Raw genomic sequence first — 19,325 nt, 5'->3', positions numbered from 1 at the left:
CCGAGGCGCGTGATGCGCCCGCGGGGCAAGGCGGAACGACGCGCCGTAGCCGTCGCTACGGCAAGGAGTTCCAACGCCGCAGCCGCGGGATGCAGCGCGGGCCGAATGCCTACGGGACTTCTGCAACGGTACGCTAGCCGGTGCCGCGCCGCGGGTGGCGCCACCCCGGCAGAAGCGTGAGCCGGGGCAGCACCACGACCGCCAGGGCGGCCGCGTATTCGAGCGCGTGTGTGGGCCCCACGGGCGCGAACGCGGGCAGGACCGCGAGCGCACCAGCCGCGACGAACGCGGCGCTCGCCGCGCCGCGCCAGGTCCCGTAGGCCGCGAGGAGTCCGGCCGGAGCGAAGAGCAGCGCGAGCCAGATCAGCTCGGCGACGCGCCCGGTTGCCCCGCGGGCGGGTGCCAGCAGGCGCCAGGAACTGCCCGCGCTGAAGCGATCGCAAACCGCGTCGTCGTCGTCGAGGCGCAGGCACGCCCCGCGCCCCCACCCCAGTTCAGGGGCCGAAGCCGTCAGAGCGACGTCGGCGCGTACGCCGGGAGTGACCGGCGCGAATACGGCGGGAAATCTAAGCGGCGCCGCGCCGAAGCCGACGGCCGCGCCGCGCGTCGCGAAACGAAGTACTCCGTCCTCCCCGTCCGCACCCAGCAGAAAGATCTCCCGCTGCTGCAGGTCGTAGATGCTGAAGATCGGCGCCAATTCGGCGGGAGGAGGTCCGACCGTGAAGACCAGGCGCACCGGCCGCGAGGCCGCCAGCGCGGCCCGCGCCTCGTCCCGCCGCGCGATGCGACCCACGGCGACCGACTCGGTCCCGACCAGGGCCTCCAGCACTTCGCCGCCATAGTGGTCGAAATGGCCCAGGTCGGGATCCCATTGGCCGAACCAATCCGATATGGGGTACGCGGGGGTCAGCAGCCACGAGCCGAGCGCGAGCGCGCAGGCACCGATCAACGCGGCCAGGGGCGCCGGCCAGGCACGGCGATTCGATACGTGCCAGGCGCCGAGACGCGCCGTCAGAGCGCCGACGGTCGCCCCGGCCGTGTTGAAGACGAGGTCCCCCAGGCTGGCGTCGCGACCGGGGATGACGAGCTGGGCCAACTCGATCGCCCCGGACAGGGACGCCCCGACGGCGATCACCAGCGCCATTCGGGCTCGAGCGCCGCGCGCGAGGAGGAGTCCCAAGGGCACGAACAACAGGGTGTTGAGAACCGCGTCCGCCGCGCCCCGTGGGCCGCACACGAGGCACAGTGAGGAGGGCACGTCGGTTCCCGGGCGGGGCGTCAGCGTGAGCCAGGCGATCGCGACCAGCGCGAGGCCCCACGCCGCGACGAGCAGCCCACGACGCGCGGCTACGCGAAAGCTTCCCATCCCACTCTTCACCCTTCCCCAGCGGCCGCCGGGTGCGGCCGCCCTCGCATGGAACCGTCGAGTCCTGCGAAAGTTTCACGTCACGGAGTCGTGCGCTCGGGTAACGGCGTCCCGGTTGCCCCCAGTCCGTGGAGGACCGTCCGAAAGTACGGCCTCGGGTCGAAAGCGCGCTGGCTGGCGGACCCGAACTTGCGACCGGTGCGAGCCCGGACGGCGCGCGGGTGAGCCGTGGCAACTACACAGGAAGATTCATGGAAGCGATCGGCACGGCGGCGGCGCTCGGGGCCCTCATCGGCGGACGGACCTTCGCGGTCCCGGCGCTGCTGGCGCGAGGCCTGGAGCGCCACGAGGCCACCGGCCGACTCGGGCCGGTGAGTGAAATCCTGGGATCCGGCGCCGTCGCGACGGCGCTGACCGGCCTGGCGGCGGCTGAGTTGGTGGCCGACAAGCTGCCCGTCGTCGGGCCGCGCATCGAGCCTGCGGGCGCGCTGGCCAGGTCACTCGCGGGGGCGGTGACGGGGGCGGCCGTGGCGGAGATCCTGGGACGCGGTCACGCCCTGCCCGCGCTCGTGGGCGCCGCCGCCGCTCTGGCTGGCGCTCACGCCGGATACCACCTGCGCCGCAAGATCCGACGTAAGGCGGATGTCGCGGACCCGGTGGTCGCGCTCGCCGAGGACGCCGTGGTGATCGGCCTCGGCAGCGAGCTCATCGACGACCTGCTGGAGCCGGTCGGTTAGCCGTCCACGTCGACGGCATCCGGCACGACGACGAAGTCGCGTTCTCGCTCGACCCGACGGCCGGTGGCCGAATCGGTTATCGCCAGCAGCACGCGGTAGCTGCCGGGCTGCAGATCGGGCAGCGCGATACGCAGGAAGTCCGGCGCCATGTCGCCCTCGATGAGAGCCGTGCGCTCCCAGCGTACGCTCTGCTGCTCATCCCCGCCCCCGGAGAACAGGTCGACCGCCCCGCGCAGCACCCGCGCGAACAAGCTGCGGCCTTCCGCGGACACCTCGGTCACGGTCAGCTCTGCCTCGTAGGTAGCCGCGCCGTCGCCGTCCCGCTGGAGGCCGTACACCTCGAAGTAGATGTGGACGGGGTCGAGAGCCTCGAACGCGAGCCCGCGGTTGGGGACGATCGTGAGCTGGTCGCGCTCGCTCGCCCCCTCGACCCTGGGTTGGATGAGATCGGCCAGCAGCAGATCGGAGATAGCCAGACCCGGTCCGAACGGATCCGCGCGCACGGGACCCGCGACGCGCGCGACCGGCCGGGGCAGCGTATCGGGACCGACCTCGCGCGCCTCGATGGCGTAACGCAGGGTCGACTCCGGCACCTCCACCCGGTAGGTGAGCACGACCCCCGGGTCCGTCACCGCGACGTCGTGCACCCGGCGCCAGACGGGTGCGTGCGCCTGGTCGAACAGGAAGACACCCGCCTGCAACGAATCCCCGGCGGCCACCTGCAGCGAATCGAGGGGCACCGCGGCGTACAACTCGAGGCGGATGAGGTCGGCCCGCGCGCCCCGGAAGCGCGTGATCTGGAGCGGGATCGGGTGCGTTGCGGTGGGATTGACCGGCCGGTACGCCTCGGGCATGACGCGCGTCAGGTTGTCGGCGAGCGTCTTCGCCGTCTCGGCCAGGCGGGCCCGCCGGCGTGTGCGAAAGCGCCAGAAATAGAAGTTCGGGCCGGTCGGTCCGTACGACCAATACTGAAACCGAGCGAGCGCGATGGGGCTCATGTCCGTTTGGCCCCCGTAGCAACACTGCAGCGCTCGCACCGGCTCGCCGTAACGGATGAAGATGTGGCCGATTTCGGTGTCCCAGCCCCTCGTCTCGGAGGCGGGGGCCGAGTACTTCAACTCCGCCCACGCTACTCGCGCCAGGTGTTCCAGCGCTCGCTCGTTGACCTCCGTCAGGTAGAGCGGATCCTTGCTCGCGAGGATCGTCTCATCGGAGCGCCGCTTGCTCTCGGCGTCCATCTCCCGATAGCGCTCGGCCACGTCGGCCGGAAGCAGCGGCGTGAGGTCGCTGAACACCCCGCGCGCCTCCTCTTCGAGCAGGTCGATGCCCAGCCCGAAGTGCTCCGCGGCGGACGTGGAGCGGCCCTGTCGGTGCAGCCCGAGCCCCATGAAGAGATGGCTCCTGGCTTCGTCCGGAGCTGCCTCGACCAGCGAGCGCGCGACGACCTCGTACTCCGTCCAGTCCGCGTCGTCGGCGAGGTGCCCGAGCAACGCCACGGCCGCATCGACGTGGCCCGGATGGGCAGCCAGGGCCAGCCGGAAGTGGCGCAGCATGCGGTCGCGATCCTCCGCCTTGAGCTCCTCGATCGGCACGACCGTGGCCAGCGCCTCCCACCACTCCGGGGGACAGCGCACCGCGAAAGAGCCGAACCGGCCCGCGAGGCCGGTCGCGGTCGCGTCAACGTCGGTCGAATCCGCCGCTGATCCCGATCCCACGCCGCCGCACGACCAGTGACCCTGCGCCGTGCGCGGGATCTGGACGAGGCCCTGCCAGTCGATCCACCACGACTCGTAAACCTTGCCCAATTCGTAGTGGAGGCGGGCGCGATCGGCGGGCGGCATAGTGCCTGCACGCTCGTCGGCCGCCCGCCAGGCCCGCTCCAGGACCCTGATGGCATCCACCCCGACCTGCTGCTTACGCAGCAAAAGGCCGTACTCCAGCAGGGCGAAGGGGTCATCGGGGCGCAGATCCAGCGCCTTCTCCAGCGCCTTCTTGGCCTCCAGTCGCGCTTCGATGTCCGACTCGACCTCGGTGGCTTGGGCCGCCAGCACGCGCCCCAGGTCGAGCCACGCCCGACCGTCGTCGGCGTCGTCGCGGACGCGCTCGCGCAGAGCCAACAGCGCCGCCGCGGTATCTCCCGCGGCCAGCAGCTCCCCGGCCCTGCCGGCGACTCCCGCCGAATCACCGACCTGGCCCACGGCCTCCGTCGGCGGCTGGGCACCGATCAGCCCACCGCATAGGAGCGCGGCCGCGAGTACCCGCGTCCTCGTCATGAGACTTCCAGGTCCACCCGGTGCACCTCGTTGTTGCCGTAGCCGTGCGCGTTCCAGACGCCGGTCAAGGGCTGGGTGTTTCCCTCCTCGTCCGTGGCGCGGGCGACGACCTGATGAGCGCCGCGTTCGACCACCCAGTCCGACTCCCACAGGGTCGGCCCATGGTCGGGCGCGTCCTCGACGAGACCGGCCTGCCGCCACGACGCTCCTCCATCGGTGCTGACCTCGACGGACGCGATGGCGCCGTACCCTGACCACGCGGATCCACGAATGGTAATCCGCTCGCCCTCTCCCAAGGTCTCTCCGGCCGTGGGATAACCAATCAGCGAGCGCGGGCGCATGAGGGCGACCGTAGTGCCGTCGGCTACGCCTGCCTCTCCCAGATACCGATACCGCTCGGCCTGATAGAACCCGCGGAACGGCTCCGCCCTGACCTCTATGCGCACGAGCCACTTGACCGAGTCGACTCCGTATCGGTCGGGCATGACGGAGCGGAGCGGAAAGCCGTGGTCGGCGGGCAGCGGCTCGCCGTTCATCTCCCACGCCAGCAGGGCGGCGGGCGACAGCGCATCCGCCAACGGCAGCGAGCGAGCGAACGCCTCGGTCCGGTCGGGCTCCACCTCGCCCCTGTCAGCGCCCGTGAAGACGACGACCTCGGCGCCCGGCAGAGGCTCGGCGCTGCGCAGCAGCGGCGCCAGCGCGGTGCCGGAGAAACGCGCCGTCCCGAATGCGCCCAGGCGCCACTGCGTGCCCGGCGCGCGCGGGTCCATGGAAGCGCGCCCGTTACCCGCGCACTCCAGAGTCACCACCGCGCCCGCCGGTGAGCGGGCTTGCAGGTCGTCCAGCGTCAGCCTTAGCGGCGCGCGCACGTCCCCGCCGATCTCCAGCACGTGATCTTCGGCGCGCAACGGCGGTACCGGGAAGTGGTTGCGGACGAAGAACGACCCGGGCGGCGTGACGGACTCGGCCGCCGCCGAAAGGGGCGTTTCGCAATTCAACTCATCGACACGTAGATCGTTCAAGAGGTACCGTAGAGCGTGAGGATCCGGGCCCGCGGAGCGCCCGGCCGGGCACCCGTTACCCGAGGAATCGAAGTCCTGCCCGTCGCTCGTGGGTTCCGCGGCGGACGATACCACAACTTGCGAGGATGGATATGAAGGCCGCCACCATCATGGGCTTGCTGCTGATAGCGCTCGGCGGAGTCGGGTTCGTATTCGGGGGGCTGCCACTGGGCTCGGAGGAGACCACGCTGGGCGTGGGTCCCCTCGAGGTCACCGCCGAAAGCGACAAGACCTTCGCGCTGTCGCCGCTCGTGTCCGGAATCGCACTGGTCGCGGGCATCGGCCTCGTGTTTGCGGGCGCGCGAAGCCGCAAGAGCTGAGCACGCCCCGTGGGGTGAAGCGTATCCGTCGGAGATCCGTACTGATCGTGGGAGTCCATCTTCGTCTCCGTGTCGAGGCGTCAGCGCCTTCAACGCCTTCTGGGTGTTGCTCAACGAGCAGACGAAGCCGCTGTTTCGGCCGGCTTGACGTCGTAACCGTACGCCGCCCGCCCAGCGCTTCGAAACTCCGACGGCGACGCGCCGGTCTCGCGGCGAAAGAAACGGCTGAAATAGGCCGGATCCTGGAAGCCGATGTCCGCTGCGATGCGAGCGGCAGTGGCCTGCGTGTGCAGCAGGCGGCGGCGCGCTTCGACGACCACACGGCCGCGTATCACCGCCCCCGCCGTGCGCCCGAGCCGCCGTTTGCAGAGCTCGGTCAGGTGGCCGCTGGTGACCGCGAGCCGATCCGCGTAGTCACCCACCCGGTGCAAGCTGGCGTACTCCCTCTCCACCAGATCCACAAAACCCAGAATGGTGGCGTTGCCGGGCACGGCCGCGGCTCCCGCGCGCTGCGCGTACCGGCGGCTGACCCACATCAGGACCTCGTAGAGACCGGCCCGCAGAACGTGGTCAGTGTCCGGGCGCAGCGTGGCGATCTCGCCGCGCATGGTGTCCAGCTTGGAGGCTAGCTCGGCGGCCTCTCGCTGCGACAGCTGAACCGAGTGCCGGCCGTCCATCTGATGGAAGTAGCCCAGCCGGTGCAGGAACAGGGGGTCGGAGAAGAACGCTGCGATGAACTCCCCCGGGAAGAACAGGGCCAGGCCCCGCAGGCCGTCCACCTGCCACCTGCGCACCTGCCCGGGAGTGGTGAACAGCACGCTCCCGGGGCAGACGGGCTGCGCCGCGTCATCGAGCCACAGCCGACCCGTGCCTTCCGTCACCAGCGTTATGTCGTAGTAGGACAGCCAGTAGGGCTCGTCCCAGAACACGTAGTTCGGCACGTCGCCAATGTCGATCACGTCCACGAGCAGTTCCGGGCCGTATTTCCGGCGCGAGAAATCGAAGCGGCGTATTCCGTCCATCCCGGAAAAGTACCAGCATCTCCCGGATTCGTGCATTCCGGCCTACCCGCATGCGGTTCAACGTCCAGCGTGCCGGCGTCAAAGCGCGCCGAGCGAAGAGCCGATCAGGACGGAGACCATGAAGCCTCGGCCTCGAAAACATCTCAGCATCGCGCTCCTGGCGGCGCCGCCGCTCTTCCTTCTCGTCCCAGCGGGAGTCGCCGGCCAGAACCCGACCGCGACGAGCGCCGACGCGATCATCGTGGCCGGGGTCGAATGGACGGGCCACGGCAACGCGCGGGCCGGCCTCTGGCATGGCGATGACGCCCTGCTCATACCGTCCGGCGGCTCCGCGCGCCTGGACGACGCCGGCTTTCTGGATGGCGCGCTGAGCTTCCGGCTCGCGACCTCGGGAGCGCCCATCGTGATCGGACTGGAGGTGCGGCGCACCGGCGACGCCGAGCGCGAGGTCTTCTACCTGCGACCCCACCGATCCGGCACCCCCGGAGCGGTCGCGTTCGCGCCGCGCGCCGACCACGCGACTGCCGGCTCCGTCTCGGGCACGGCATTCTTCGCGGCCGAAGGGTGGACGGACGTGCGCCTGGAGTTGAGCGGGGAACGCGCCAGACTGTTCGTGGGGCCGGGAGCCGATCCCGCGCTCGAAGTGGCGGATCTGCTGGGCGGCGCGGCGCCGGGGCCCATCATCCTGTGGGCGTGGCCGGTAACCGGGTCACCGCCGAGCCCGTCCGGCGACGAGGCGCTGGCTGCGCTCCGAGACGTAGAGCTCAGTCGAGCAGAGCCATGACGAGGCCGCTGCGTACCTTGGGCACGAACCACGTGGACTTCGGCGGCATCATCCCGCCCTGACGGCACACCTCGGCGAACTGAGCCATGGTCACCGGCGCCAGCGTCACCGCCGCGGCCGCGCGCCCGGCGTCCACTTCGGCAGCCAGCCAGTCGGCGTCGCGATCCGCGCCGACGTAGCGGATGCGGGCGTCGGCGGCGTCGTCAATGCCGAGAACGGCGGAGAAGAGCAGCCGCTGGGCTACGCCGTGAGCGACGGACGCCGCGGCATCGCCCTCGTCGTATGAGCCCGGGCGTGGCTCCAAGACGCGCCAGCCAGGCCCACTCACGTACAGCCCCAACTCGACGCCCCGCTGGGGCTGATAGCCCGCGCCTCCGTTCGGCGACCTGACCTCGAAGTTGGCGGCGAGCATGCGCTCGCCCGCGGCGGACGCGTCCACCCCTTCGAGCAGCCGATTGTAGGGCTCGATCCCCATTCGGTCCAGCGGAAAGAAGACGGCCAGGAAGTGCTCGCGGCCCAGCATGGCGGCGGCGGCCGAACGGTGGTTGCCGTCGGCCACGTACGCCTCCGGCTGCGCGGCCAACGTTCCCGTCAACTCACCCTGACGGCCCGGGTCCTCGATCAGCCAGACGCGATGCGTGTAGCCATCCTCGGCCTCGGAAGTCAGATCGGGGGAGCGAGAGTCCGCCTCGCGTTCCAGCAGCGCGGCCAGCTCGCCGCGCGCATCGGGCACCGCGTTGTTGACCATCCCGATGATCGCGCCGGTGGCCTCGATGAGCCGCGCTCGCCCCCGCGCTTTCGGCTCGCGGACTCCCTCGTTGCGAACGATGCTGCCGTGCGGATTGCTCTCGGTTCTGATTTCGTCGGTACGAGCCAACCCACCCAGGCCGATCTGTCTCACGCCCGGCCGCGCAGGACCCACGATCTCGTAGATGAACAGCACGCCGCGCGCTTCCGCGGTGAGCGGAGAGGCGCGCAAGCGCTCCATGTTCCCGGCGGCGCGTCGCAGCGAGGGCTCGGAATCGCCCTCGCCGATGGCGGCGACCGACTCCACGTCGCAGTGGGCCATGGTCACGGCCAACACCGAATCGGGCCGCCGCCGAATCGCGGACCAGATCTCGCGATCGCCTTGAAACTCGTCATAGTTGCGCGCCGATATGCGCGCCGCGGCCTCGTCATCGACCGGAACCAACGCCCGGGCGATGGGCGCGATGGTGATCATCGATGCCCCCCGTCTTCTCCCGCGCGCTGCGACCCCTTGGCCAGGGCGCCGAGAAACGCTTCCCCGTACCGCTCGAGCTTGGCCGGCCCGACGCCCGCCACCGCCAGCAGCTCGTCCTCCGTGACGGGCCGGCGCGTCGCCATCTCCAGAAGGGTGTGGTCGCTGAACACGATGTAGGCGGGCACCCCGCGCTCGTCGGCGAGTTGCTTGCGGAGCGCGCGCAGCGCCTGGAAGAGGCGCTCGCCGTCGGCGTCGAGCTGCGGGAGCGGGGTTGGCGCCCTGCGACTGCCGGAGCCGGGACGGCCGGCCGCTCCCGCGCCCTTGGGCGTACCGGTGCGGTCGATGGCGCGAGCGGCGAATTCAGCCCCCGAGACCCCGCTGCAGACATCGCACGCGTCCCCGCACGGCTCGATCGCCTCGTCGAAATGCGCGAGGATGGCGCGGTGGCGACAGCCGGTCGATTCCAGCAGCTCGAACAGCTTCACCGTCCCACGCCGCTTCTCAGCGCGCAGCGCCGGATCTTCAATGTCACGGAGGAAGCGCTCGTGCAGCTTCACGTCGGCCCAGGAATAGAAGACGACGCACTCCGCCGGCAGCCCATCCCGCCCCGCCCGGCCGATTTCCTGATACCAGGACTCCACGTCCTTGGGCATGTCGCGATGGATCACGAACCTGACGTTCGATTTGTCGATCCCCATCCCGAACGCGATCGTGGCGACGATCACGTCGGCGTCGTCGCGCTGGAAAGCGTCCTGGCCCGCGGCCCGTTCCTCGGCGGACAGACCCGCGTGGTAGGGCTTCGCCCGCACGCCGTTGCGCGCCAGGAAGTCGGCGGTCGAGTCGACCGCCTTGCGCGACATGCAGTACACGATGCCGCTCTCCCCGGGGTGTGAACGCACCAGGGCCAGCAACTCCCGTCGCGTGTCGCCGGTCCCCTTCTTACGCGCGCGAATGCGCAGGTTGCGCCGGAAAAAAGACCCCTTGTAGCCCCCGGGGCGGAGCATGCCGAGCTGCGCGAGGATATCCCGTGCGACGCGGCGCGTGGCGGTAGCGGTGAGCGCGAGCACGGGCACGTCCAGCTCGGCCTTCAGGCCCGACAGGCGTCGGTAGGCGGGCCGGAAGTCGTGCCCCCACTGGCTGATGCAATGCGCCTCGTCCACGACGAGCAGGGCGATGGGGCTGTCGGTGACGGCGCGGCGGAGCGTGCCCTCGAGCGCCTCCGGCGCGACAAATGCGACTTCGTACCGCCCCGAGCGCAACACGCCGACGCGCGCGCGCCACTCCGCCTCCTCCAGCGTGGAGTTGATCGCGGCGGCGCGGTACCCGAGCTCCTCCAGGGCGTCCACCTGGTCCTTCATGAGGCTGATCAGCGGCGACACGACCAGGACCGTGCCGTCCAGGATTCGAGCGGGGATCTGGTAAGTCAGCGACTTGCCCGCGCCGGTGGGCATGACGGCGATGCAGTCCCGTCCGGAGAGGACAGTGTCGATGACCTTCTCCTGCCCGGGGCGAAACTCCCGGTAGCCGAAGACGTCACGTAGCACCCGCAGGGCGCTGGAGGGCGCGGCGGCGTGGGTCTCCGTATCCGCCGAAAACCGCAGAGGAAGGTTGGACACGCCTCGCAGTGTAGGGCGCGGGTGGCGCGCGTCAATGGCGAGACACGCACAACGGCGTTGAGTCCGAGCCACCGGCGCGGAACCATCGCCCGATCCCCGGGGTGTCACGCCATGGCAGGACCAGGACCACTCGGATATCTTCGACGATGAGGATCCGGCGGGAGTGCCCCGCCCGCACACGATAGCGAGACGATGAACGACGATTCCCATAGCCGCCGCCGCTTCATAGCCGCGCTGCCCGCGGCCGCGTTCGCCATCGCCGCGGCCGTTCGCCCCCGGCGTGCGCTAGCGGCGCCCGGGTCCGGCGACCGCGTCCGCGCGCGCTGCCCGACTCACGGAGTCCGCCATGCCGCCGTACACCCCGACCCCCGACCTGGCGTAGACGCCTCGAAGGTGATCCCGGACGAGAAGGTCCCGGGACCGCTGAAGGAGATGTTCGACCTGGTCCGCGAGGCGCCCCAGATCGTCGACGGCGTACGCTGCCACTGCGGCTGCGCGGAGATCCCGGGCTACTACTCGCTGCTTTCGTGCTTCGAGAAGCCCGGTATGGCGCTCGGCTGCGAGATCTGCCAGGGCCAGGGCAAGATGGTGGGGCGGATGGCCAGAGACGGAGCGTCGCTGGAGGAAATCCGCGAAGCCGTGGACGACAAGTTCGCGTAGGCGGCCGGCGCTGGCACCGGCTCCGACAAGAAAAAAGGGGGCGGCACCGACGGTGCCGCCCCCTTTTCGCGGGCCTCTAGTCGGTCGCCTCTCTCGGCTCACCGTCCGGGCCGAGCATCATGTGCAGGTAGGTGTAGCGGATCGCGGACATGCGCGCCCGCTGTTCCGGCGTCACGCCCGAACCGTGTCCGCCCTCGGTATTCTCGTAGTAGAGGATCGAGTGGCCCTGGTCGAGCATCTTGTGGGCCATCTTACGCGCGTGCCCCGGGTGCACCCGATCGTCGCGTGTCGTAGTGGAGAACAACGCCCGGGGGTAGGTGCCGTCGGCGTGCACGTTCTGGTAGGGCGAGTACTCCTTGATGAATTCCCAGTCGTCCGTGTCGGGGTTGCCGTACTCGGCCATCCAGCTCGCGCCCGCCAGAAGCTTGTTGTAGCGCTTCATGTCCAGAAGCGGCACGTCGACGAGCACCGCGTTGAACAGGTCCGGCCGCTGCGTCATGGCCACGCCGACGAGCAGACCGCCGTTGCTGCCGCCCTGGATGCCGAGATGATCGGGTGATGTGATGCCGCGTTCGATCAGGGCCTCGGCGACCGCCAGGAAGTCGTCGTAGGCGCGCTGCCGATTCTCGAGCTGCGCTGCCCTCCACCAGTCCGGCCCGTACTCCCCTCCACCGCGGATGTTGGCCAAGGCGTACACGCCGCCGCGCTCCAGCCACGCCTTGCCCACCGAGCCGCTGTAGAACGGGCGCCTGGAGATGTTGAAGCCACCGTAGGCGGACAGCAACGTCGGGTTGCGCCCGTCCATCTGTACGCTCCCGGCGCGTACCAGGAAGTAGGGGATCTCCGTGCCGTCCTTCGAGGTCGCGCGGTGCTGCGAGACCTCGAGACCCTCGGTGTCGAACATCTCCGGCATGCGGCGCACCTCGCGGACGGATCCGTCCGCCTCCGAGAGATACAGCGTTGTGGGCTGCGTGAAAGTGCTGTACGTGAAGAAGAACCGGTCGGTGTGGATGTCGGAGGCGTTGACGCCCACGCTGCCGAAATCAGGTGCGTCGATCTGCTCGCGGCTCCAGCCGTCCGCGGTCGGCGTGTAGCGCCACAAGCGGCCCTTCACGTCCTCGATCGTCGACACGATGAGATGACTCTTCGTCGGCGACGTTCCCATGATCGTGATCCGGTCGGTCGGCGCCGCCACGACGTGGAAGTCCCGCTCACCGGCCAAGAAGGCTTCGAAACCGGTCCCGATCACCGAGCCCGAAGCGAACGTCTCGCCGCCCACCTCCCAATCCGAGCGCAGCCGGACGATCATCATGTCCTGGAAGGGGAAGGCGAACGCGTCGGTCGGGATGTCCACCTTCGTGAGCTCGCCGTCCTCGTACAAGTACATCGTCCCGTCGAAGAAGCTCGGCCGGTGGAATACGACCATATGGCGATCGGTCGTCGACTCCATCGAGCGGGCCGACACGCTCACGTCGGTCTCGGCCCCCTCGAAGACGACCTCGGCCGACTCCAACGACGTGCCTCGGCTCCACTTCTTCACGATGCGGGAGTACCCGGACGTGGTCAGCGTCCCTTCGCCGAAGTCGGTGTTGACCAGCAGCGTGTTCTCGTCGACCCAGGTCGCCCCGCCCTTGGCCTCGGGCAGGTAGAAGCCGCCCTCCACGAAGGCCGCACGCTCCAGGTCGAACTCGCGAATCTCCACGGCATCGGCGCCGCCGCGGGACAGGCGCACCAGGCACATGCGCTCCGCCGGCGGCAGGCAGCTCATGCCGGAGTACGACCAGTTGACGCCCTCGAGGTCCGACAGCGCGTCCATGTCCAGGACGGTCTCCCAGGTGGGCTGCCCGCCGAGGTAGTCCTCCCACGTCGTGCGCCTGTACACGCCGCGTGGATGGTCGGCGTCCTGCCAGAAGTTGTAGAGCATCTCGCCCCGTATGGACGGGAACGCGATGCGGTCGTCGGAGCTCAGGATCTGGAGTATGTCGTCGAAGATCTCCGAGTACTCCGGCCGGCCGGACAGCTCCGCGAGCGTGGCCTCGCTACGTTCCGTCGCCCACGCGAGCGCCTCTTCGCCCTCCACCGCCTCCAGCCATATGTAGGGGTCCTCTTCTGCGGCAATCTCCTGGGCGCCCAGCGCCAAGGGGGCGAGGAAGATGGCCGCGGCGGCGCAAGCCACCGGTAGTGTCCAGGTCGGGCGCCAGGCGCCCAGGCGGGTGGGGTTCGGGGACGAACGCATCTGCAACCTCACGGGGAAAGTGTTACGCAATCGGACACAGCCGCCAACATGATACGGGGCGGGAGGTCCGGCCGCAGCCCCGCAGCCGGCGTCCTCACCGGCCGGCGCCGGCACCGAGCACCCGCAGCGCCTCCGCCAGGACGACGTCGAGTCCCGCTCGCACGGACTCCACGGTCTCCTCGACCAGCCCGTCGGGTTGCACGCCGCGGCCGACGAAATCCCGCCCGTCGGGGTAGTAGGGGTGCTCGGTGACGACGCGCAGCGTGCCGCCGCCGGGCAGCGCCGCCGAGTAGGTCCGGGGCCCGACGAGCGCGTCTGGATCTGGGGTAGCGGTTACGTGCGATCGCGGCCGGTTGGATGCCTGGAAACGAAGCGCTGTTTAGAATGGTGAGCCGCGCCGCTCGCTACGGTGCCGCGCGGGCGGAACGGTGGAGGCGCAGCGGGATAGGAGTGGCGCCGAAGCCCGAGAGTACTTTAGTCGCCCCAAGGGAGAGACATCAGCTTTGCAGAACACGATTCGCCGTAGGACGTCGCTGGCCTCGGCTTTCATCGTGCTCGTCCTCGCGACGAGCGGGCTGACGGCGGCCACCGCGGTGCGGCCGGCCGACCTTGGCGCCGACCCGGGGCGCGCGGCGTCGCGCCTGACCGGGAATCCGACTTGCGCGCCGACCCCGCCCGACCCGTTCCTGATCCGGCTCGTGCCCACGGCACACGCCAACGGCTCGATGGGCGAGGTCCGGCTCCGTTTCGCCGATTCCCCGTTCGGCGCCACGCTGACGCGGGACGGTCACCACGTGCTTTCCCTCGACATGAAGGTAGACGGTCTCGAACTCGCCGCCGGCACGATCGCCATGGTGTGGGCGACGTCCCCGGACTTGGGGACCGTGATCAAGCTCGGCGCGCTAGCGGAGGACGGGACGCTCGCAGGTCGCATCTCGCTGAACAAGTTCCTCGTATTCCTTACCGCCGAGCCCTCGCCGGACGTTGACCGCTGGAGCGGTCCGGTCCTTTTGCGGGGATCCTCGCCCAGCGGCCGCATGCATTCGATGGCGGGACACGGACCGTTCGAGGGAGAGCCGTGCGCGGTCGTGGGCTTCTGAAGTTGGCCACCGGGTTCGGGAGCCGCCGCGGGGCGTTCGCAGCGGCGGTCTCGTGCGCGCTGCTCGTCGCGTGTGCCTCGGGTCCCGCCGCGGACCCGGGCGTTGCCCCGCCCGAGGCGCCCGCGGCGGCGCCGGGCGGCGGCGACACGGCCGGCATGGACCACGGCGCCATGGGACACGGCGGGCCCGACACGGACCCCGCGGCCTGGCGCATGCCGCCGATGGACATGAGCATGCCGATGATCCCGCAGCTCATGGGCCTCAGCCCCAAGACGGACCCGTTCCTGCCCGGCCTCGGGGTTGACCCGGCGGCGCTACCGGCGGCGGCCTACCGGGAGGTGGTGGACATGCAGGACGGGGACACGCTGGCGCTGGAAGCGGGGCTGGTCCGGCGCACGATCAACGGCCGTACGTTCGTCATGTACGGATTCAACGGGCAGTACCCGGGCCCGCTGATCCAGGCGCCGCAAGGGGCCACGATCGTGGTTCGGCTCACCAACGCCACGGAGCTGCCGACCTCGGTCCACTGGCACGGCGTCCGCCTGGACAACCGCTTCGACGGCGTCCCGGGCGTCACGCAGGACCCCGTAGAGCCCGGGGGCACGTTCGACTACGAGATCTTCTTCCGCGACGCCGGCGTCTACTGGTACCACCCCCACCACCGGGAGGACATCGCTCAGGATCTGGGCCTGTACGGCAACATGATGGTGACCTCTCCGGACCCGGAGTACTTCAACCCGGTCAACACGGAAGAGGTCGTCCTCCTGGACGACATCCTGATCGATGGGGCGGGGATCATCCCGTACGGAAGGGATCGTGCCACGCACGCTCTCATGGGACGGTTCGGCAACGTGTTGCTGATGAACGGGGAGACGGACTACCGAGTGGACGCGCGGCGCGGCGATGTGGTCCGCTTCTTCCTCACCAACGTCTCCAACACCCGGGTGTTCAACCTGTCCTTCGACGGCGGGGTCACAAAGGTGATCGGGTCCGACATCGGGCTGTACGAGCGCGAGGCGCTGGTCGAGAGCGTGGTTATCTCGCCCGCCGAGCGCTACATCGTCGAAGTTCTCTACGACGAGCCCGGCGAGCACACGATTACCAACCGGATCCAGGCGATCGACCACTACCGGGGCGTCTTCCAGACGCAGGTGGACACCCTGGGAGCGGTGGTCGTGGACGCGGAAGGGACGGCGGAAAGCCACCGCGTCGCGTTCGACCACCTACGGGAGAACAGCGGTGTGGTCGAAGAAATCGACGGCTTCCGCGAACACTTTGACAGACCGGTCGACTACGAGCTGGAGTTGGGGGCGGACATCGGCTCGCTGCCGCTGCCGCTCATCCAGATGATGGCCATCGACACGTTCTACTACCACCCGGTGGAGTGGAACGACATCATGCCCGTGATGAACTACCTGTCCACCGCACGGGACGTGCGCTGGTTCTTGCGGGATGTGGCGACGGCCAAGGAAAACATGGACATCGACTGGAGCTTCGAGGTGGGCGACGTGGCGCGCGTTCGCTTCCGTAACCAGCCCACGTCGATGCACCCGATGCACCACCCGATGCACCTGCACGGGCAGCGGTTTCTTGTGCTGGAGCGAGACGGCGTGCGGAACACCAATTTCGTGTGGAAGGACACCGCCGTGATCCCGCTCGGGTCGGTGGTGGATTTGCTGGTCGAAATGTCGAATCCGGGAGATTGGATGCTGCACTGCCACATCTCCGAACACCTGGAAACGGGCATGAAGACGGTGTTCCGAGTGAACCCCGTCTCCACGGGAGATAGCCGATGATGAGAATCGCGCGCGGCGCGACGATGGCGGCCACCCTGCTCCTTGCCGGCGGCACGGCGCTCGCGGCGCAGGAAGCGGAGCCCGTTGGCGAGGACAAGGGCGCGAGCGAGAACATGCACGTGCTCTCGCACGTAGCGCTCGGCGAGCCGATGACCGTATCGGACGTGGAGCTCGAGCAGGACATGGACCGGCCCTTCGCCTACGTCGGTCGGATCTTCGTCCACGGCTTCGACGTCATCGACCTGAGAGATCCCGCGGCCGCAAGCGTCCTCTACAGCTGGCGCATCGAGGACGCCGAGCTGCACCAAGGCATCGGCGCCCTAGACGGGAAGATCTTCGCCCACGACGACCGCAACTATTACGTGCAGTCGACCCAGTTCGGGCAGGGAGGTCCGGACTACGACCTCGGCGCGATCGTGTTCGACGTAACGGGGCTGCCGGACACCGAGTCGGTGCGCGAGGTGGCACGCATTCGGTCCGCCGAAACGCCGGGTGGCTTCCACAACATCTTCATCTACAAGCACTCCGACGGGCGGCCGCTGCTGCTCACCACGACCCGCAGCGTCAACGCGAACGTATACGACCTGGGTGCAGTGCTGCGCGGGGAGGAGGGCCTGGTCGCGCGGGTTCCGATTCCCGAGGGCATGACCGGAATCCGGCCCGGCCAGGGCTACCACGACATGTACGCGGCGTACGATCCCGCTACGGGCTTGGACAAGTTTTACGGCGGCGGCGCGGGCGGCTACCACGTGTTCGACATCACGAGCGTCGAAGCGCCGCGGCACCTGTTTTCCATCGCCGGCATCCCGACCATCCCCTGGGGCCACACGTTCACTCCGTCACCCGACGGTCGGTACGCGGTGGGCGAGGTGGAGTCGCAGTACTCGCCCTTGAGGATCTTCGACCTGGGGCCGGGGCAGAGTGGCGAGGCGCAGGTTATCAGCAGCTCGATCGCGGCGTGGACGGCGGACTGGAAGAACCTTCAGCACAATCACGAGGTCCGCTGGCCGTACGTGTTCGTGAGCGGTTACGAGGACGGCCTCTGGGTGTTCAGCCTGGCGGACCCGGAAAACCCCACGACCGTCGCGCACGTAGACACGTATCCGGGTGCGCCCGGCGTGGGCATGTGCAGGGACCGCAAGTGCAACGGCAACTTCGGCGTGGACGTGCGCAACGCCGACGGCCTGATAGTGGGCAGCGACATGTCCACCGGCTTCTGGGTCATTCGCCTGGACGGCTTCGACGGCTGGAACGGCGAGGACCACGGCATGCCGAACATCTCGAGCGTGCAGGACTGGGAGAACGGGCCGGCGCCGCGGGAGGCGACGGACTGAGGGCGGGCGGGTCGATCGCGCCGCGGCAAGCTGTCAGAGAGCCGCGGACGGAAAGAACAGCACCGTTACGGAAGGCTGGGCATGCGGAATCGAATCGGGAGGGCCCTGGCGACGAGTGCCACGCTCGGCATGATCGCGTTGCTGCCGGCGGCGCTGGCCGCTGTGCAAGGCGAGCCGGAGGGCGAGGACAAGGGACACTCGGAGAACGTGAGCGCGCTGGCGCACGTGCAGTTCACCGACAGCGGCTTCACGGCGACCGACATCGAGCTCGAGCAGGACCTGGACAGGCCCTTCGCATACGTCGGTAGGGCGATCGTCGAGTTCGGTTTCGACGTGATCGACCTCAGCGATCCCTCCAACGCCGGCCTGCTCACCAGTTGGCGCATTGAGGAGCCCGAGCTGCACCAACCGTTCGGCGGCATGGACGGCAAGATCTTCTGGGACGCGGGGCGCAACTACTACGTACAGTCCTTCCAGTTCGGCGGCGGCGGCGCCGACGCCGACCTCGGCGCCATCGTCTTCGACGTCACGGACCTGCCGGATCCCGACGGGGTCCGTGAAGTCGCCCGCATCAGCGCGCCAGACATGCCCGGCGGGTTCCACAACATCTTCATCTACAAGCACTCCGACGGACGCCCTCTGCTGCTCACGACCACCAACGGCGGCGTGGTCAACGCGTACGACCTGCGGCTGGTGCTCGACGGGCAGGAGGGGCTGGTGGGTGCGATCCCGATCCCGGAGGGCATGACGGGCGCGGGCGGTCCTCCGGGCGGCTTCTACCATGACATGTACGCGGCGTACGACCCCGCGACCGGCCAGGACAAGTTCTACGGCGGCGGCACCGGCGGCTATCACATCTACGACATCTCGACGCCGGAGGAGCCGGCCCACCTGTTCTCCGTAGCCGGCATCCCCACGGTGCCGTGGGGCCACACCTTCACGCCTTCACCCGACGGCCGCTACGCGGTCGGCGAGGTGGAGTACCAGTACGCGCCGCTGCGCATCTTCGATCTCGGCCCGGGCCAGAGCGGCGAGACCCAGGTGATCAACAACTCGATCGCCGCCTGGACCGCCGACTGGAAGAACCTCCAGCACAACCACGAGGTGCGCTGGCCCTACGTGTTCGTGAGCGGCTACGAGGACGGCCTGTGGATCTTCAGCCTGGAGGACCCGGAGAACCCGACCACGGTCGGCCACTTCGACACCTACCCCGGACCCCCGGGCATCGGGCTGTGCTCGGACAACAAGTGCAACGGCGCGTTCGGCGTGGACGTCCGCAACGAGGACGGCCTGGTCGTGATCAGCGACTCGTGGACCGGCTTCTGGACGTTCCGCATGGACGGCTTCGACGGCTGGAACGGCGAGGACTACGGCATGCCCAACATCTCCAGCGTGCAGGACTGGGAGAACGGGCCGGCGCCCAAGGAGGCGACGGACTGATGCCGATCCATAGCTGGGCCCCGGCGCGAGGCCGGGGCCCCTTCGCGGTAGCGCTGACCCTCGCCGCGGGGCTGGCCTCACCGGCCGGCGGCGCGCACGCCCAGTCCTTCAGCGACCCCGGAGAGGACAAGGGCGCCACCGAAAACGTCGAGGTGCTCGCGCACATCCAGCTCAACCCACCTGACACCCGCAGCGTGTCCGACATCGAGCTGGAGCAGGACCTGGATCGTCCGTTCGCGTACGTCGGACGGCGCCTGGTCCACGGCTTCGACGTCATCGACCTGAGCGATCCCGGCAGCGCTTCCGTGCTCTACGAGTGGCGCATCGAGGACGCCGAGCTGCACACCGGGAACGGCCC

Annotated in this window: 16 protein-coding genes; 9 read left to right on the top strand and 7 right to left on the bottom strand. The window is 69.3% G+C overall.

The window, feature by feature from the left end; translation table 11 throughout:
* Nucleotides 1–133: 133 nt before the first annotated feature.
* Nucleotides 134–1,366 carry a VanZ family protein gene (locus ABFS34_11575; protein ID MEN8376079.1) on the bottom strand — a complete coding sequence of 411 codons (1,233 nt, stop codon included), beginning with the start codon at nt 1,364–1,366 and terminating at the stop codon, nt 134–136.
* Between the two features lie 251 nt (nt 1,367–1,617).
* Here ABFS34_11575 and ABFS34_11570 point away from each other — a divergent pair, with 251 nt between their 5' ends.
* Nucleotides 1,618–2,103, top strand: coding sequence for a DUF4126 family protein (locus tag ABFS34_11570; GenBank protein MEN8376078.1), 486 nt, complete (start codon nt 1,618–1,620; stop codon nt 2,101–2,103).
* Here the strand turns inward: ABFS34_11570 and ABFS34_11565 are convergent.
* Both ABFS34_11565 and ABFS34_11560 read right to left on the bottom strand, forming a co-directional pair.
* Nucleotides 2,100–4,376 (bottom strand): GWxTD domain-containing protein, encoded by a 2,277-nt coding sequence (locus ABFS34_11565; GenBank protein ID MEN8376077.1) that lies wholly within the window; start codon nt 4,374–4,376, stop codon nt 2,100–2,102. The two genes, ABFS34_11570 and ABFS34_11565, sit on opposite strands and share 4 nt — an antisense overlap.
* Nucleotides 4,373–5,398, bottom strand: a complete 1,026-nt coding sequence (locus tag ABFS34_11560) for a sulfite oxidase (GenBank protein ID MEN8376076.1) — start codon at nt 5,396–5,398, stop codon at nt 4,373–4,375. Before ABFS34_11560 ends, ABFS34_11565 begins: the two co-directional genes overlap by 4 nt.
* 131 nt (nt 5,399–5,529) lie before the next feature.
* On the opposite strand from ABFS34_11560, the gene ABFS34_11555 reads away from it, so the two are divergent.
* Nucleotides 5,530–5,757, top strand: a complete 228-nt coding sequence (locus ABFS34_11555) for a DUF3185 domain-containing protein (GenBank protein ID MEN8376075.1) — start codon at nt 5,530–5,532, stop codon at nt 5,755–5,757.
* Nucleotides 5,758–5,867: 110 nt separating this feature from the next.
* On the opposite strand, the gene ABFS34_11550 is transcribed toward ABFS34_11555, so the two are convergent.
* On the bottom strand, nt 5,868–6,779 hold the full coding sequence (locus ABFS34_11550) for a helix-turn-helix domain-containing protein (GenBank protein ID MEN8376074.1): 912 nt from the start codon (nt 6,777–6,779) through the stop codon (nt 5,868–5,870).
* Nucleotides 6,780–6,897: 118 nt separating this feature from the next.
* On the opposite strand from ABFS34_11550, the gene ABFS34_11545 reads away from it, so the two are divergent.
* The gene (locus ABFS34_11545; GenBank protein MEN8376073.1) at nt 6,898–7,563 is read left to right on the top strand and encodes a hypothetical protein; all 666 of its coding nucleotides are present in this window, start codon (nt 6,898–6,900) and stop codon (nt 7,561–7,563) included.
* Here the strand turns inward: ABFS34_11545 and ABFS34_11540 are convergent.
* Together ABFS34_11540 and ABFS34_11535 are read right to left on the bottom strand one after the other, a co-directional pair.
* Nucleotides 7,544–8,785, bottom strand: a complete 1,242-nt coding sequence (locus tag ABFS34_11540; GenBank protein MEN8376072.1) for a DUF1015 family protein — start codon at nt 8,783–8,785, stop codon at nt 7,544–7,546. The two genes, ABFS34_11545 and ABFS34_11540, sit on opposite strands and share 20 nt — an antisense overlap.
* A complete protein-coding gene (locus ABFS34_11535; GenBank protein ID MEN8376071.1) occupies nt 8,782–10,401 on the bottom strand; it encodes an ATP-dependent DNA helicase RecQ in 1,620 nt (539 codons plus the stop codon). Before ABFS34_11535 ends, ABFS34_11540 begins: the two co-directional genes overlap by 4 nt.
* A 192-nt stretch (nt 10,402–10,593) precedes the next feature.
* Here ABFS34_11535 and ABFS34_11530 point away from each other — a divergent pair, with 192 nt between their 5' ends.
* Complete coding sequence (locus ABFS34_11530; GenBank protein ID MEN8376070.1) at nt 10,594–11,061, top strand: hypothetical protein; 468 nt, start codon at nt 10,594–10,596, stop codon at nt 11,059–11,061.
* Between the two features lie 76 nt (nt 11,062–11,137).
* Here the strand turns inward: ABFS34_11530 and ABFS34_11525 are convergent, their stop codons facing one another.
* On the bottom strand, nt 11,138–13,297 hold the full coding sequence (locus ABFS34_11525; protein MEN8376069.1) for a prolyl oligopeptidase family serine peptidase: 2,160 nt from the start codon (nt 13,295–13,297) through the stop codon (nt 11,138–11,140).
* A 503-nt stretch (nt 13,298–13,800) separates the two neighbouring features.
* Here ABFS34_11525 and ABFS34_11520 point away from each other — a divergent pair.
* The 5 genes from ABFS34_11520 to ABFS34_11500 form a co-directional block, all read left to right on the top strand.
* Nucleotides 13,801–14,397 carry a hypothetical protein gene (locus ABFS34_11520; protein MEN8376068.1) on the top strand — a complete coding sequence of 199 codons (597 nt, stop codon included), beginning with the start codon at nt 13,801–13,803 and terminating at the stop codon, nt 14,395–14,397.
* On the top strand, nt 14,376–16,193 hold the full coding sequence (locus tag ABFS34_11515; protein ID MEN8376067.1) for a multicopper oxidase family protein: 1,818 nt from the start codon (nt 14,376–14,378) through the stop codon (nt 16,191–16,193). The genes ABFS34_11520 and ABFS34_11515 overlap by 22 nt, the downstream gene beginning before the upstream one ends.
* A complete protein-coding gene (locus ABFS34_11510) occupies nt 16,190–17,527 on the top strand; it encodes a hypothetical protein (GenBank protein ID MEN8376066.1) in 1,338 nt (445 codons plus the stop codon). The genes ABFS34_11515 and ABFS34_11510 overlap by 4 nt, the downstream gene beginning before the upstream one ends.
* Before the next feature lie 81 nt (nt 17,528–17,608).
* Nucleotides 17,609–18,967, top strand: coding sequence for a hypothetical protein (locus ABFS34_11505; protein MEN8376065.1), 1,359 nt, complete (start codon nt 17,609–17,611; stop codon nt 18,965–18,967).
* Nucleotides 18,967–19,325 (top strand): hypothetical protein (locus ABFS34_11500; protein MEN8376064.1); only part of this gene is annotated, 359 nt, incomplete at its 3' end. The genes ABFS34_11505 and ABFS34_11500, both read left to right, overlap by 1 nt.

It is taken from the genome of Gemmatimonadota bacterium (assembly GCA_039715185.1).
Classification (GTDB): domain Bacteria; phylum Gemmatimonadota; class Gemmatimonadetes; order Longimicrobiales; family RSA9; genus DATHRK01.
This window is presented reverse-complemented; position numbering and strand designations above follow the sequence as displayed.